Genomic DNA, 16,039 nt, shown 5'->3' on the forward strand with positions numbered 1-16,039 from the left:
AATTCTGGATGAAAGGAGGGTGACATTGATCATGCCATGCCCAATCACTGGGTTATCAAGTATTCAGCTTCGTTAGTTTTAGCGGCCAAAAAAAACAGGCGAATGGCTGTTACCTGCACCAATAAAACCATTATTCCCGGCGAAGACACATTCTTGATGACAACCTTTCTACTCGGCTCATTGTTCAGACCACCTCCGTAACCGAATAATTTAGGATAAATCGAATGACAAAAATCGAGCAGATATTCGAATACGTACTAACCCATTACCGCGGAATATTCGCCACCATTTTCCTCCTGCCCGTTTCAGCGGCCTATGGCGCCTATGCCGGCGTCCGCAACTGGATTTCTTTTCGCCTCAACAGTGCTCCCGCAAAACACGACGCCAGGGTTGAAGCGGTGATCCGGCAAATCGAGGACTGGAAAATGCAAGGGGCGGAACAAAAACTTTGCACCGCAAGGTCAGGCTGGAAAACCATGAGCGAGCTGGTGCCTAAATACAAGCTTTCACACCGGAAGATCGATATCGGGATGTACGACATACTTGAAATCGACGAACATCGCGGAATTGTTCGGGTGGAGCCGCTGGCGACCATGGGCCAGATTTCGCGCAGCCTGATATCCCGAGGTTGGACGCTGCCGGTGGTGCCGGAACTGGATAGTTTGACGGTGGGCGGTTTGATCATGGGATTCGGCGTGGAAACCAGCAGCCACAAATATGGGCTGTTCCAGCACATTTGCGAAGCCTTCGAGATCGTGACGGCGGAAGGCAAGCTGCTGAAATGCACTCCTTCGGAAAATCCCGATCTTTTTTACCAGATTCCGTGGAGCCATGGCACTCTGGGCTTTCTGGTGGCTGCCGAATTGAAAGTCGTTCCAGTCAAAAAGTATATCCGTCTTAGCTACCGGCCTGTCTATACCCTTGATAGTATGGTCAGCGTTTTCGAGCAAGCCAGCCGCGATACCGAACAAAACGATTTCGTCGAAGGACTGGTTTACGGCCGCGACCGGGCAGTCATTATGGTCGGCAATTTCGTCGATGCCGTAGGCCCGGACGGATCTTTGAACGCCATCGGGCGATGGTACAAGCCCTGGTTTTACAAACATGTCCAAACCTACCTGGAGCGAAGAGAGAAGGGCGTCGAATATGTGCCGGTGCGGGATTATTATCACAGACATACCCGCAGTTATTTCTGGGCCATGGAGGAAATCATTCCGTTCGGAAACCATCCGGTATTCAGGGCGTTGCTGGGCTGGGCCGTGCCTCCCCGGATCGAATTACTGAAATTCACGGAAACGCAAACCACCCAGCGGCTCAGGGAAAAATTTCATGTGATTCAGGACATGCTGATGCCGATCCGGTATCTGAAACAGTCTATTGAGTATTTCGACGCGCATTTTTGCTTATATCCGTTATGGCTTTCGCCGATGACGATCAAGGATAAAGGCGGCCGTTCGGGCTTTGTGCATCCTTTCAGGACTGAGGACGGCTCCGTGGACGAAATGTACGTGGATATCGGGGCCTACGGCACTCCGGGCAAGAAAGGCTTCGATAATGCCGTCGCCTTGCCGTTGCTGGAAAAATTTGTCATCGAACATCAGGGCTATCAAGCCTTGTATGCAAGAACCTTCATGAGCAGGGAAGATTTCAGGATGATGTTCGATCATGCCGGCTATGACCTGTTGCGGGAGCGGTTGCCGCATTGCCGGCAAGCCTTCGACGAGGTGTACGACAAGGTTTCCTCGAAAGGAAGGGTTTCACCGGTCGAGATGAGGAGATTGGAAAAAGCGGGGTGAGGACCGTAACTTATATGTAAGAATCTGCACTCATCTGTCAGTTTCATGTTTTAGTTTGGATTTAACCTGGCAGCGATTGTCTCGGCTCGACGCTGTCCGGTCAATATGACTTAATTTGCAAAGACAAGAAATGACAAATAAACTGTCATTCAAAATGTAGGTGCGATTAGCTTGTGTAAACGCACATTTCGAAGCCAACATTCCTTCGATTACTCTATCGTTAATTGGGGTTGCGAGTTCTGCGCGGGCTTCATGCTAGTTAATATGTAAAATTTAACCTCTAATATTTATTAATAAACTATGTCTTATGATATTTATTCTAAATGGCTTTTCAGCCTATACCCCATGGAGCGAAGTATTAATGATCCGGGTGAAAAATTACTTAACAGCATGAGAACTACAGCAAGATGTAGGTTTCATGCAGCGCAACGCTTGAAGAAACAGGGTGATTTTTCATTCTTTACAACAACAATTTTGTCCCTTGGGCTTATCCTTATACCTTTGATACAAAATGCTGAGATAAAGCTAGCATATTCAGACAAAGCGTTAAACATGATGCAGATTTTCTTGCTGTATCAATTCTGGTTTACTCCACAATAAATTCAACAGCTAGGTATGATCTTAGAGCTCAAGTGTTAAGCGAGTGCGGAAATAAGCTGAAAGAATTAATAAGAGAATTAAGAACTGAATTAAAGCAAAAAAATGGCGCCCAGTTAGCTTTAGAGGATTATCACAGAAAATACAATTACATTGTCACCGATTCAGAAAATCACGAGAGAATAGATTACGATTTTTGTGTGCTTGAGATGAATGATGACTATTCAATAACAGGCTTGGTGCGATTATATCGCTATATGGTCGCCTATATAAGGTATTGTTGGGCCTACATCGTTCCTGTATCGGTAATATTGACAGAAACTATAATTATCACAGACATGATAAATTTTACCTCCTTTTTTACTCCTTATCTTTCTAATCACTAGTTTTTTGATACGAATAAATATGAGCTATAGGATATTTATTAAACTATTGTTAATTAGCGAATGTTAGACCCGAAGTTCGCAGAACAAATTATCGATGCGTGGACGGTAGCCCAAACTCGAAATGCTGTGGGGCTATCTGAACGAAAATTGCCGCCGTTTAATGTTATAAAAGAGTTCATTGATATTGCATTTCTTGCAACTTTGAGGGATGAAGAAGGACAACAAGCTCGTTTCTCTGTCGCGTTGGTTTCAGAGGAAGAGCTTGCTAGCCCCCAAAATCCAAGAATGCTTACTCCAATACAATTAGAGTTATCGAGCGACTTCTCAGCCGAAACCCTTGTGAAACTTGCGGGAGCGTTTGAGCCAGAATTGACCACAATTGTTGTAACATGGAAGGCAAATAAAAAAAGTTTTTCTTATTGGGGAATTATATTTCATGCGCCGGGCCTAAATAGATTTACTGAGATTCCTGTTGGAGTTGACGGTGGAGCAAACTTTCTCCCCGACTATTTTACTGTTATATCAAAAGGCAGAGCTGCACTAACCATTGCCAGAGGAAGGGCACAAGTTGGAATACTGCAAGCTGGATACTTTGTTGCAGCATCACCAACACCCTTTACAAGCTATTCTTTGGGTAAACATGTCCACGCAGTAATCCAGAGCGATCCACTATTCAGTACCTTTGGGAACCAATATTGGCTTTATGCTAGAGATGCAATTCAACAAATATTGTCCGAGGCTTCAATTCGGAGCCATGGTGGTTCAATTATATTTATCCCTTCAGACATACCACCAAATTCATGTCTATATAAGAGTAAATATGTTGTGAATGGAATGTATGGACTTCAAGCGACACTCCAGAAATGTATTGAGGCAGAGGGGACGAATAGAGGCAATCAGATTGAAAGCCTACAAGCTAATATGTTGATGAGTATAGCCTATCGCAAAATTGCCAATGAAACTATTCAACGTATTGCAAAACTTTCTGCGATTGATGGGGCTCTTTTAATAACTTTTAGTTTTGAAGTAGTTGCTTTTGGTGCAACCCTCACTCCTCCACCATCAACTCTCTTGCCAGTTATCGGACCAGATGGATATGGTCATAGCCCCGCTAATTCAGTGTTTGAAATTAACCGTTATGGTACGCGCCATAGATCTGCGTTTGAATTTGTATCTGCACTCCCAGGCTCGATAGCTTTCGTTATATCGCAAGATGGACCAGTACGAGCATTTCGCCGTGAGAATGACACTACTGTTCACGTTTGGCCTGATTGTACTTCGTCAATGTTTGTATAAGCTGCGCCAGATTTGTTTCACTAACGCTGTAAGGCGGATTCGCGTAGCAATCCGCCATGAAAAGTACTTTGAACCTGATTCTCGCCCGGATTGTTCCAATCGGCATTTTTTATGTCCAATCGATCGGATATTCTGCGTCGCCTAAAGCGCCTACTGTTGGCGGTTTGCTAGCGCGAAACCGCCCTACGATCTACCGCTTTTGGCCGATCCAAGACGATAGGACTTATTCAACAAGTATAAGTCGAGCTTGAAGCTTATTTCTGAAATGCCGGATTGGGCTCAGATTTCTATAATTTTTAGATACTTATCATTATGACTACTGCCATTAAATTGGTCCTCGCATCGGGTTCGCCGTACCGCCGCGAATTATTGAAAAAACTCTGTCTTACTTTTGATACGGCTAACCCGGATATCGATGAGACGCCGCTGCCCGATGAAGCGCCAATGCAGACCGCAATGCGTTTATCGCTGCAAAAGGCGGCAGCGCTGGCGCCTAAATTTCCGCAACACCTGATTATCGGCTCGGATCAAGTGGCGATGCTGGAAGACAAACCGCTAACCAAACCCTGCTCCCGCGAAAACACTATTGCGCAATTGGCGGCTGCCTCGGGTAAAACGGTGCACTTTTATACCGGCGTCTGTGTTTACGACAGTCGTAACGGGCAACATCGAGTCGACTGTGATCATTGCGCCGTAACGTTTAGAGTGTTATCGCGAGAGCAAATCGAGCACTATGTCGATCTTGACGAGCCTTTTAACTGCGCGGGCGGATTTAAAGCGGAAAGCTTAGGTATTGCATTGTTTGAGCGAATCGAGGGTGACGATCCGAATACGTTGATAGGTTTACCGTTGATCAAGCTGATCAGATTACTGGAAGCCTTCGGAGTCAAGGTGATTTAACTTCGACTCCAACGCGATAAGGTGCGCTAACTATAGGATGCTCTCGTCATTCCGATAGTTCTTGATTTGGCGTTAGGCGAGAAACGCGCCGATAGGCAGACCTTCCAGGTTTTTAAAACCTGGAAGGTCTAACCGTGGAGTATGCGAATGAATGCCGGCTATAGCGCTGTCCGCGACAAACCTACAGCAGGTATTTTTTCGTGCCTTTTGTGCTTTTCGTGGACAATGCGTAACATCAATTATTTAAAAAATAATGTCAGAATAAGTCCGAACTTGATTTCGCTAAGTCAGATCAGATTTTTACAGCTTATATTCGCTCAAACCTCTCGCTGGCAGCATGGTTTTTCCTGCGCTGCCTGGAGTGTTAAAAGAGAATTTTTTCATGATTGATTGAATATAAATTTAATGAGGTTTATTGTTGAGTTCGAATGCTAACGCTTTCCGAGGAAATAGGAATTTATAGCGTCAGCGTTATCTAATGCACAAATACATCAGATGGAGCGAGCTATGGTTGCAATTAATACCCAAAAAAACGTTTTGTCCGGCAAAGAGCCTCCTAAAATGCCCGGCGCATTGCCTCTTCTAGGGCACATGCTTGAATTCGGCAAAAATCCTTTCGACTACATGATGAGACTCAGGAATAAACTGGGAGAAATCGGTGAATTCCGCATGTTTCATCAAAAAATGGTGCTGATGACCGGCCCTGAAGCAAATGAAGCTTTTTTTCGCGCGCCCGACGCTCAGCTGGACCAAAGCCAGGCGTATAAAATCATGACGCCTATTTTTGGCAAGGGCGTGGTTTTTGACGCGCCGCCGCATAAAAAAGACCAGCAGCTTAAGATGCTGATGCCGGTATTGCGCGATAAACCGATGCGCGGCTATGCCCAAGTGATCGTCCGGGAAGTCGAGCAAATGATTGCCGATTGGGGCGATAGCGGTGAAATTGATTTGCTTGAGTTTATGAAGGAACTCACCATTTACACTTCCAGCCACTGCCTGCTTGGCGATGAGTTCCGTTACGAACTGAATGAAGAGTTTGCGAAAATCTATCACGATCTTGAAAAAGGCGTAAATCCGCTGGCCTTTGTTTTTCCCTATTTGCCGTTACCTGTATTTCGCCGCCGTGATAAAGCGCGCGCAAGACTTCAGGAACTAGTCACCGGCATCATTGCCAAAAGAGCACAGAAACCGGAAAAAAGCGAAGATGCGTTTCAATTACTCATTGATGCCCGCTATGACGACGGCAGCCGCTTATCCGCTCATGAAATAACCGGCATGCTAATCGGCACCATCTTCGCAGGGCATCATACAACAGCAGGGACAGCCGCCTGGACCTTGCTGGAATTGGCGCGCCGGCCTGAACAGTTGGCGCAGGTACTGAATGAACTGGATGCGCACTTCGGTGCCGATGGCGAAGTGACTTTTCAATCTTTACGGGAAATTCCGGCACTGGAAAATGTCATTAAGGAAGTGCTGCGCTTGCATCCGCCGTTGATATTCTTAATTCGCAAGGTGATGCAAGACTTTCAGTTTAAAGATTACACGGTCAAAGCCGGAAAATACGTTTGCGCCTCGCCACGCGTATCGCATCGCATTGCGGATGTTTTTCCGGACCCGGAAAAGTTCGATCCCGATCGTTACTCGGAAACCCGCCAGGAAGATGCCGCGCCTTTTAGTTGGATTGCCTTCGGCGGCGGTAAACACAAATGCAGCGGCAATGCTTTTGCGATGCTGCAACTCAAAGCCATTTTCAGCATTTTGCTGCGCCGATATACCTTTGAACTGATCGATAACAAGGATACTTATCAGGATGACTTCACTCAAATGGTCGTGCAACCGCTATCGCCTTGCCGTGTTCGATACAAAAAACGCTCGCTCATTAAAGAAGCTGCTGTCTGGTCAACGACAGACATCGTCCAGGAAAGAGTGCAATCAGGTCCGCACTTTCAAATAACAATCGACAGAGAGCTATGCCAAGGCCATGCAACCTGCATGACTGAAGCGCCTGAACTTTTTCAGGTAGACGATGCAGGGAATGTAACCGTCTTGCAAGAGAACCCGCCGCTGGAGTTGCTGAAAAAAGCGCAACAAGCCGAAAAATACTGCCCGGCCAAGGCGATTAAAATTAAATCCAACTAGAGCAATTATCAGTTATTTAAGATCAATCATATAGTTAAACAATAGCTGTTGAGCAGTAGTAATTTGCTAGGGTACGGATTGTGTCCCGTTTGCCGCGCCGAGCACCGGAGCTTTCGCCGGGATAATGCCCGTTAGGGGCGCGGCAGGAAGCCGCTCGTTGCCAGAGGGCCAAGGATGGCCCTTCTGGCAGCCCCCGGTGAAAGCGAGGAGCGCACGATTCAAGCGGGCAACGGGTCGCCTTTTCTTTGGTTACTTTCTTTTGGCGAAGCAAAAGAAAGTAACTCGCCTTCGGGTGCGAGGAACCCGATTCAAATAAGCGTCGCGGCAGCGACACCTCAATAACAACGTAGCGTATAAAGGCGGGAAGCTGGAGCTTCCGACACTGAATTCCCAAGCTGGAGCTTGGGAACTAGCGAAATCACTATTTTTGGCCGTCAAGCCGTTCGTGCTGAGTCCTTCGATAAACTCAGGAGAGCCCTGTCGAAGCCTGTCATGAGCTTGTCGAATGGCATGATCGGCTTGACGCGGTAGGCCGAAATTTTTCCGCCCACCCTTCGACAAGCTCAGGGCGAACGGAAAAATTTTATTCGATCCATGTGAGGAGTTATTTCTAACCAAATCCCTAACACACAAAAGAGGCAAATAATGACTACATATCCCAGAGCAGAACTTGAAGAAATGGTTGAACGTTGGTTGCAGGCGAATCGTGACGCTGAAAAAGCAGGCAACTGGCCTAAATATTTGGGCGCGATGTATACCGACGACGCAGAATATCGCTGGAATATCGGGCCTAATGAAGAGTTTGTCGCGCGCAGCCGCAAACAAATAGAAGAATGGGCTTTAGGTGTGCAAATGGAAGGCTTTGAAGAGTGGCGCTATCCGTACCACCGCATATTAATCGATGAAAAACAGGGCGAAGTGATTGGCCTCTGGCGACAGGTGTCGCCTGCGCTGCGGGAAGACGGCACGCATTATGAAGTCGCAGGCATAGGCGGTTCCTGGTTTCGCTATGGCGGCAATTACAAATGGGAATGGCAACGGGATTTTTTTGATTTAGGCAATGTGAAAGCCTTGTTTTTCGAATTAGCCGCTGACGGTAAGCTCGATCCGGCCGTGAAAAGAAAAATAGGTAAATTGGCCAAAGGGCAATTGCTGCCAGGCCATGAGCGTTTGCGCACCCCCCCCGGTTTATTGAAAAAAATGAAAGGCTTCCTAGTAATGTTACGTATTGCTCTGCTTAATAAATAAATTAAAAATATCGTTGCCATTCATCCATCCATTCAAGCATGGCATCTGGCGTTTAACCAAGATAATAGTCAATACACAGGAACCTATGCTGAATATAAAATCTGGTTGGAAAAACTGGCAACTACTCACTGAAGAAGGACGGCAAGTTTGGGCGTTCAAGCCCAGCTCGAACGATATCGATGCACATTTACAAAATGTCGATAACATTACAGAGCAAGAAATAGCGCAGTTTGCGGAAGATTTTCAGTTTGATAAATCCGGCAATCCCAATTCCGGCGACAAGGTTTTCAGAAATACAGCCACTGACACGAAGTTCCAGAAATTTACCGGGCAAATACCGCAGTTAGAGAACCCCTATGAGCAAAAAGTCATCGATGCGCTTATCAAGGGAATGAATTACTACTCTTATTTGCAAAGTGAAGACGGTCATTGGCCGGGTGATTACGGCGGCCCGCTATTTCTTTTGCCCGGCCTGCTTATCGCCTCTTATATTTCAGACACACCGTTTCCCAAAGCGCACCGGGAAATGATGAAACTTTATTTATTCAATCATCAAAATAAAGATGCCGGCTGGGGCATGCATATCGAGGGCGAATCGACGATGTTCGGCACCGTCATGCAATATGTGTCATTGCGTCTTCTTGGCGTCGATAAAAATCATCAGCAATTGGTCCAGGCTAGGACGTGGATCAAAAACAATGGCGGTGCGACCGGCATTCCCTCCTGGGGAAAGTTTTATCTGGCGGTGCTGAATTTATATGACTGGCAAGGCTTTAACAGCCTGTTTCCTGAAATATGGTTGTTTCCCCGGTGGCTGCCGGTCCACCCATGGCGTTACTGGTGTCACACCCGCATGGTCTACTTGCCGATGGCCTATTGCTATGCGCAGCGAATTAAAGCGCCCGAAAATGAATTGATTTTGTCCTTAAGAGAGGAAATTTATAGCGAGGATTTCGCGTCGATTGACTGGCGGAAACAACGCAATGCCGTGTGCGAAAAAGACTGTTACACGACGCCGTCTCCGGTGCTGAAGTGGATGAACTTTTTTACCAATAACTACGAAAAGTTCAAATCCACCTGGTTAAGAAAAAAGTCCACGGACTATATTTTAAAATATATTAATGCCGAGGATCAGCAAACCAACTACATCAATATAGGCCCCGTCAATCAAGCCATTAATTCCATTTGTATCTGGCATGCCTACGGCAAGGATTCCGGGCAATTCAAAAAGCATGCGGCGCGCTGGTTTGATTATTTATGGGTGGCCGAAGATGGCATGAAAATGAACGGCTACAACGGCTCGCAGCTTTGGGATACCGCTTTTGCAACCCGCGCCATGCTGGAAAGCGACTTGGGCAAACTATTTCCTGCGACTATCGCAAAAAGCTATCGGTTTATCGATCTGTCGCAAGTCAAGGCTGAACACCCGACGCATGCCGAGTTTTTCCGTCATCCGATGATCGGCAGCTGGCCTTTTTCAACGGCAGAAAACGGCTGGCCGGTTGCCGATTGCACGGCCGAAGGTCTAAGCGCCAGTTTGGCCGTTCATCATTCCGGCTTGGTTAAACCGGCGATTGACGATCAGCGCATCAAACAGGCCGTAGACACACTCCTTTCTTATCAAAATAGCGATGGCGGCTGGGCAACGTATGAACTAACTCGCGCACCAAAATGGTTGGAAAAACTCAACCCGTCCGAAGTGTTCGCCGACATTATGATCGATTACTCCTGGACGGAATGTACTGCGGCTTGCGTTATTTCATTAATGGAAGTTCAGGAAACTTATCCAGCCTATAAAAATAGCGAAATAAGCAAAGCCATAAGGGCAGGAATCGATTTTATCCTTAAGCAACAAAAACCGGATGGCTCCTGGTACGGCGGCTGGGCGGTCTGTTTCACCTATGCGACCTGGTTTGGCGTGGAAGCGCTCAGTAAGGCTAGGGGTAAAAGCTATTATGACGATACGATCTTAACGGCCAGTATTAGCAAGGCCTGTGATTTTTTAGCCGGCAAGCAAAAAGCGGATGGCGGCTGGGGAGAGACGTTTAAATCCTGTTCGACATTGACTTATACCGAAGCTGGCTCGTCTCAAGTGATTAATACGGCTTGGGCGTTGCTGGCACTGATGGCCGCTGATTTTGGCGATAAGACAGTTACCGAAACGGGTATCAACGTGTTGCTGAACAGGCAGACCGACATCGGCGATTGGCCCCAGGAAAACATTTCCGGCGTATTTAACTACAACTGCATGATAACTTACGCCAATTATAGGAATATCTTTCCTATCTGGGCGTTGAATCGACACTTTAAGTTGGACGTCCAAAAATGATAAAACAATTACTGCAGTTTAAAAGACGTACCTCAAGTAACTTGGAAGAATCAGGGTTCGATATCTGTATTATCGGCGCAGGCATGGCGGGGGCAACTATTGCCGCTTATCTAGCTCCCAAAGGTGTCAGGATCGCGTTAATCGATCAGTCCTTTGAAGAAAAAAAACGCATTGTCGGTGAATTGTTGCAACCCGGAGCGGTGTTGTCGCTTAAGCAGATGGGGCTTGGGCATTTACTGGACGGCTTTGATGCGCAGCCGGTTGAAGGCTACGCCATCCTGCAAGGCGACGAGAGAATCACCATTCCTTATCCTAACCATTGTAAAGGAATGGGCTTGCACAATGGCCGGTTTTTGCAGCAAATCAGGGCTTCCGCGCTGCAAAATACAACGGTTACGCAAATTCATGGTAAAGCATTACAACTTCAGGAAAATGAACGGCACGAGATTACCGGCATCAGTTACCGGGACTCGCTTACGTCCAAGATTAAGACCATACATGCGGCTTTGACCATTACCAGTGACGGGTTCTTTTCAAACTTTAGAGATCATCTCAGCAATAATGAAAAAACCGTAACGTCTTACTTTATCGGCTTGATTTTAAAAGATTGTGAAACGCCTTTTCCAAAACATGGCCATGTGTTTTTATCAGGGCCGACGCCGTTCATTTGTTATCCGATTTCCAGTTATGAAGTCAGGCTGTTAATCGATTTTCCAGCCGAACAGCTTCCCAAAAAGCAGTTGATACAAACCCATTTGGATGTCAATGTGACGCCTTATATCCCTGATTGTATGCGTAACAGCTATCAACAAGCCTTGCAGGAAGGCGGATTTAAGGTCATGCCCAACCATTACATGGCGGCAAAACCCATCATACGGAAAGGAGCCGTGCTGCTGGGAGATGCGCTGAATATGCGCCATCCCTTAACGGGCGGCGGATTGACAGCGGTATTTTCGGATATCCAAATATTGAGCGCGCATTTATTGGCTATGCCTGATTTCAGTAATACCGATTTGATTCACGAAAAAATCGAAGCCTATTATCGGGAAAGACAGCACGCCAATGCCAATCTTAATATTCTTGCTAATGCACTCTACGGTGTTATGTCTAACGATTTGCTTAAAACGGCGGTATTCAAATATCTGCAATGCGGCGGTATGAATGCGCAAGAGTCGATTTCCATGCTGGCCGGCCTGAACAGGAACCATTACACGTTGATGAAACAATTTTGTTTTTTGACAGCGTTCGGCGCCTGCAATTTAGTGCAGCACAGCATTTCGAATTTACCCAAGGCGTTAAAACTGCTTTCGGATGCGATTAGTATCATTAAGCCCTTGTTAAAAAACGAGGTTCCGTTGGCAGTGCTTTTTTATCATTATCTCGAAAAAATAAATTACCGTGCTTATTCCGGTTATGGCGCAAATGTTCAACGGCCTTGAGCTGTGCTGTTTGCGGATGAAACGATCCGCTGAAGCCATAAACCGCTTGTTGCCTAATAAAAGGTTGGAAACATTAAAAATGAACTTACAACTGAATTGCAAAAGACAGAATAACGCAATGGCTATGATATTTTGCCAAACCGATTTTAAAACAAGCCCTATGGCATCTGAATTCCCCGGCTTGATCTGTCGTCTCCCTCCTCGGAGGCGCTACCTCGGGCTGATGCAATGAGCGCTGGAATCACGCTCGTTACTGGTGCCACCGGACACCTTGGCGCTAACCTGGTGCGCCGCCTGCTCGAAGAGGGCGAGCAAGTGCGGGTGATGATGCGCTCCGAACGCGGCAACGACGCATTGGAAGGTCTCGACGTGGAGCGTGTGTTTGCCGACCTGCGCAACAGCGAGGCAGTATCCGCCGCCGTGCGCGGCTGCGCCCGCGTTTATCATTGCGCCGCTCTGGTCTCGACCATCGAAGGTAATGCGGCCCATAAGCGCGAAATATTCGATACCAACGTCCGCGGTACCATCCATATCCTCCAGGCGGCCGAACGCCACAGCGTCGACAAGGTGGTAGTGTCCGGATCGCTGAGCGCCACCGGCTACGAGCCGGACCGTTCCAGCCACGAGGGCATGCCGTTCTATCCCTTCGAACGCCATCTGCCTTACGGCCTTACCAAGCATCTCACCGAGCATGAGTGTCTTAAGGCACACGCCAACGGTCTTAATGTAGTAGTCGCTACTTCCTGCGCTATCATCGGACCCCACGATTACGTGCCTTCGCGCATGGGCCGCGTACTGATCGATTACGCTCACGGCAATCTGCGCGCTTATATTCCCGGAGGCTTTGAGTTCGTATCCGGCCGCGATATCGCTGAAGGTCATGTATTAGCCATGCGGCATGGGCGTTCAGGACAGAAGTACATCTTCAGCACCGCCTACGCCAGCGTGGACGATCTGATGGCGCTGTTTAGGGAAACCACCGGCCGTCCATTGCCCCGGTTGCGGCTGTCGCCATACCTGATGGCCATGCTGGCCGAAGTGACCGACAAGACCTGGTATAGGGCATTCCCCAACTTACCCAGACGCTTTACGCCGGGCGCAGTGCGCTTGCTCCAGATGCGGCGCCGGGCCGACCATGACAAGGCGAAACAAGAATTGGGCTACCAGCCCACCCAATTATCCCAGGCAGTGCAGGAAGCCTATGAGGATTTCGTACGCAGGGGTTTGATCACCCTTGCCAAGTAAACAATCGATCCTTCCTTAACCACGAACCGGAGTCCCGAAGATGAACAGCGTGCAGACGAAATCCCCACCTCCTTCCTTTGCGGAAGCTAAAAATTCTCGGCAAAAGGCCCGCGCTGCTGGAATGGACCCTGACCGCTGGTACGTAGTGGAATACGATAGCGCAGTAAAAAAAGGCCAGGTCAAAGAGGTGATTTTTTGGAATACCTCGATTGCGCTTTATCGCGGCGAAGACGGCGAACTCGCGGCCATGCGCAACCTTTGCATACACCGTCAGCTAAAGCTTACCCATGGCGCGGTGGACAAGTGCAATTTGCGCTGCGCCTATCATGGCTGGGCCTACAATAGGGAAGGCTGGCTGGAGGATTACTCCCACGACAGCTTTGGCAACCCGTTGATCAAGAAACAGCTGCGGACTTATCCCGTGCAAGTCCGCTATGGCCTGATCTGGTTGTTCCCCGGCGATCCGGAATTGGCCTCCGAGCATAAGATTCCGGACATACCCGAACTTACCGGGGATGACACTTGGGCCAACTTTGCCGTTGATTACACTTGGCGCACTCATCATTCCATGGTGATCGACAATATCTGCGATTTCTCCCATGCCTTCCTGCACCGTAAATACAAGCCTTTCATCGATGCCAAACTGACTCATCACGAGGCCGATGAAGACAGGGTTTACCTGACTTATGACGCTTATATGGCCGGCGGCCGGATTTCCGGGGTTTTCGTTGACCGCAACCGGGTCAATACCCGATCCATCGAGTTGTGCTATGAGTATCCCTACCAATGGACCAACACGGGCGACAGTATCAAGAATTGGTCGTTTATGCTGCCAATCAACGAGAAGACCACGCGGGTGTTTTTCCTATTTTATTTCGATGCCCTGAAGATTCCGTTGATTTCCATGAAAACCCCGAAGTGGCTGACCCAATGGGTGTTGAATATTGCCAAGCCATTGGTGTTCAAACCCATACTCGACGAAGACGGCATCGCTCTGGAAGCAGAGTTATTGAGCTATGAAACCTACTGGAATGCACCGCCCATCGAACTCAACCCCGTGGTGCCGATGTTCCAGCGCTTGACCGCGCGGAAGTGGGAAGGCTATTTGGAGCGCGCCAAAAACACGCAAGCTGTTTGCGCGGATTGATGAACGGAATCTCCCGCCAATGAAAATCACCTAGCGCATTGCCAGGCTCGCCGAATACTCCGCCCGAAACCCTTATAGCACTATTAGCCCTTGTTACATATAGGTTTGTTATTATAATTAAGTCAGATGGTCTTTGAATGGCTTTTAAATAATATGCCTATTAATTACCTATCAAATTTTGGCGGGGGAAGGATGAAGATTAGAAAAAAATCACCAAGACTTTTGTTGATAGTCTGCCTTACCCTGATAAAGGACAAGTATTTTATTGGGATGCCGACTTGATGGAGTTTGGCGTTTACGCCGGGACAACATCCAAGACTTGGTTTGTTGAAAAACGTATCGACAACAAAACCAAACGCCTATCACTGGGTAAATATCCAGTTCTGACAGCCGAACAGGCCGGAGCGAAAGCTATGGAGCAACTGAGTAAAATGTCAGTCGGTATTGATCTAGTAAAAGAAAAGCGTGAGAAGAAAATCAAGACGGTCACTTTGGGCGAGGTATTCACGGCGTTTCTGGATGCTCGAACGCTTAAACCCAAAATCATTGAAAAAACGGAGCTGCCTTTCAGTATGCACGACTTACGCCGAACCTTTGTCACCATAGCCGAATCGCTGGATATTTCATCCTTTGCAGTCAAGGCTCTGGTGAATCACAAACAAGGTGATGACGTGACCAGCGGCTATATTCAACTGAACGTGGAGCGATTGCGGCAACCGATGCAGATCATTACCTATTTCATGTTAAAGTCGGCAGGCCTAAAACAATCCGCCGAAATTGTCCCACTCAAACAAAACAGAGGTTAATACAATGACTATCGACTATCACGATATTATTACCATAGAACCCGGCAAGCGTAGCGGCAAGCCCTGCATCAGAGGGCTTAGGATAACGGTTTATGACGTACTTTCCTGGCTGGCTGAGGGCATGAGTCGTGATGAAATTATTGACGACTTCCCGGAACTCAGCAACGACGATATTACTGCGTGTTTGCTGTTTGCCGCCGATCGGGAGCGCCGTTCAATTACCATCAAGGCATTATGAAACTGTTGCTTGATGAAAATTTATCACGGCGTATAGTGCCTTTTATCCAAGACAGTTACCCCGGCTCAACGCAAGTAGCGCTGATATGTATGGAACAGGCTGATGATAAAACCATCCGCCAATATGCTATTGATAACGGCTACGTGATGACCACCAAAGATGCCGACTATTAAAACCTTGTTGGATAATTGTCACATCATAGAGCAGGCATTGTGCCAAGACGATAAGGATTACATAGAGATTTTATAATCAAGGCCACTGGATAAAAACCTATCCCCAAAAATAATGGCAGCCCTAGCGGCATTTTCCCTGATTCGGCACATGTTGAGTCGATTGGTTTAGGCGGCGGATAGGATAATGACGTTTGGCGTTACGCCGGTGAGCTGGGCGAATGACTCTTGAAGATTTTACTTGCGACAGGCTGCAATTTGTTTGACTTCATTGTATTCAGCCTACCAATCAATTAAGCAAAC

General features: G+C 47.5%; 12 protein-coding genes and 1 pseudogene. All 13 read left to right on the top strand.

What is annotated here, in order from left to right; translation table 11 throughout:
• Window positions 1–224: 224 nt before the first annotated feature.
• Window positions 225–1,796, top strand: coding sequence for an FAD-binding oxidoreductase (locus EPO18_RS02000; RefSeq protein ID WP_292429808.1), 1,572 nt, complete (start codon window positions 225–227; stop codon window positions 1,794–1,796).
• Between the two features lie 390 nt (window positions 1,797–2,186).
• A pseudogene (locus tag EPO18_RS20650) lies at window positions 2,187–2,779 on the top strand (SLATT domain-containing protein).
• A gap of 60 nt (window positions 2,780–2,839) precedes the next feature.
• Complete coding sequence (locus tag EPO18_RS02010) at window positions 2,840–4,075, top strand: putative sensor domain DACNV-containing protein (RefSeq protein WP_292429814.1); 1,236 nt, start codon at window positions 2,840–2,842, stop codon at window positions 4,073–4,075.
• A gap of 312 nt (window positions 4,076–4,387) precedes the next feature.
• Window positions 4,388–4,975 carry a Maf family protein gene (locus tag EPO18_RS02015; RefSeq protein ID WP_292429817.1) on the top strand — a complete coding sequence of 196 codons (588 nt, stop codon included), beginning with the start codon at window positions 4,388–4,390 and terminating at the stop codon, window positions 4,973–4,975.
• Window positions 4,976–5,482: 507 nt separating this feature from the next.
• Window positions 5,483–7,114 carry a cytochrome P450 gene (locus EPO18_RS02020; protein ID WP_292429820.1) on the top strand — a complete coding sequence of 544 codons (1,632 nt, stop codon included), beginning with the start codon at window positions 5,483–5,485 and terminating at the stop codon, window positions 7,112–7,114.
• Window positions 7,115–7,759: 645 nt separating this feature from the next.
• Complete coding sequence (locus EPO18_RS02025; protein ID WP_292429823.1) at window positions 7,760–8,362, top strand: nuclear transport factor 2 family protein; 603 nt, start codon at window positions 7,760–7,762, stop codon at window positions 8,360–8,362.
• An 85-nt stretch (window positions 8,363–8,447) separates the two neighbouring features.
• Window positions 8,448–10,691, top strand: coding sequence for a terpene cyclase/mutase family protein (locus tag EPO18_RS02030; protein WP_292429825.1), 2,244 nt, complete (start codon window positions 8,448–8,450; stop codon window positions 10,689–10,691).
• Window positions 10,688–12,130 (top strand): FAD-dependent monooxygenase, encoded by a 1,443-nt coding sequence (locus tag EPO18_RS02035; protein WP_292429827.1) that lies wholly within the window; start codon window positions 10,688–10,690, stop codon window positions 12,128–12,130. The genes EPO18_RS02030 and EPO18_RS02035 overlap by 4 nt, the downstream gene beginning before the upstream one ends.
• A 228-nt stretch (window positions 12,131–12,358) precedes the next feature.
• Window positions 12,359–13,375 (top strand): NAD-dependent epimerase/dehydratase family protein, encoded by a 1,017-nt coding sequence (locus tag EPO18_RS02040; RefSeq protein WP_292429830.1) that lies wholly within the window; start codon window positions 12,359–12,361, stop codon window positions 13,373–13,375.
• Window positions 13,376–13,415: 40 nt separating this feature from the next.
• Entirely contained in the window at window positions 13,416–14,522 is a 1,107-nt protein-coding gene (locus EPO18_RS02045; RefSeq protein ID WP_292429832.1) for a Rieske 2Fe-2S domain-containing protein, read from the top strand.
• 209 nt (window positions 14,523–14,731) lie between these two features.
• Complete coding sequence (locus EPO18_RS02050) at window positions 14,732–15,328, top strand: integrase family protein (protein WP_292429879.1); 597 nt, start codon at window positions 14,732–14,734, stop codon at window positions 15,326–15,328.
• A gap of 4 nt (window positions 15,329–15,332) precedes the next feature.
• Window positions 15,333–15,566 carry a DUF433 domain-containing protein gene (locus tag EPO18_RS02055; RefSeq protein WP_292429833.1) on the top strand — a complete coding sequence of 78 codons (234 nt, stop codon included), beginning with the start codon at window positions 15,333–15,335 and terminating at the stop codon, window positions 15,564–15,566.
• Entirely contained in the window at window positions 15,563–15,739 is a 177-nt protein-coding gene (locus EPO18_RS02060; RefSeq protein ID WP_292429835.1) for a DUF5615 family PIN-like protein, read from the top strand. The genes EPO18_RS02055 and EPO18_RS02060 overlap by 4 nt, the downstream gene beginning before the upstream one ends.
• Window positions 15,740–16,039: the final 300 nt, after the last annotated feature.

Source organism: Methylobacter sp. (assembly GCF_004322395.1).
Lineage (GTDB): Bacteria > Pseudomonadota > Gammaproteobacteria > Methylococcales > Methylomonadaceae > Methylobacter_A.

Bases quoted from the DNA above. Each gene is read 5' to 3' on its own strand.
- EPO18_RS02010 (WP_292429814.1), top strand. From the start codon at position 2,840: ATGTTAGACCCGAAGTTCGCAGAACAAATTATCGATGCGTGGACGGTA.
- EPO18_RS02040 (WP_292429830.1), top strand. From the start codon at position 12,359: ATGAGCGCTGGAATCACGCTCGTTACTGGTGCCACCGGACACCTTGGC.
- EPO18_RS02020 (WP_292429820.1), top strand. From the start codon at position 5,483: ATGGTTGCAATTAATACCCAAAAAAACGTTTTGTCCGGCAAAGAGCCT.
- EPO18_RS02055 (WP_292429833.1), top strand. From the start codon at position 15,333: ATGACTATCGACTATCACGATATTATTACCATAGAACCCGGCAAGCGT.
- EPO18_RS02035 (WP_292429827.1), top strand. From the start codon at position 10,688: ATGATAAAACAATTACTGCAGTTTAAAAGACGTACCTCAAGTAACTTG.
- EPO18_RS02015 (WP_292429817.1), top strand. From the start codon at position 4,388: ATGACTACTGCCATTAAATTGGTCCTCGCATCGGGTTCGCCGTACCGC.
- EPO18_RS02060 (WP_292429835.1), top strand. From the start codon at position 15,563: ATGAAACTGTTGCTTGATGAAAATTTATCACGGCGTATAGTGCCTTTT.
- EPO18_RS02030 (WP_292429825.1), top strand. From the start codon at position 8,448: ATGCTGAATATAAAATCTGGTTGGAAAAACTGGCAACTACTCACTGAA.
- EPO18_RS02045 (WP_292429832.1), top strand. From the start codon at position 13,416: ATGAACAGCGTGCAGACGAAATCCCCACCTCCTTCCTTTGCGGAAGCT.
- EPO18_RS02000 (WP_292429808.1), top strand. From the start codon at position 225: ATGACAAAAATCGAGCAGATATTCGAATACGTACTAACCCATTACCGC.
- EPO18_RS02025 (WP_292429823.1), top strand. From the start codon at position 7,760: ATGACTACATATCCCAGAGCAGAACTTGAAGAAATGGTTGAACGTTGG.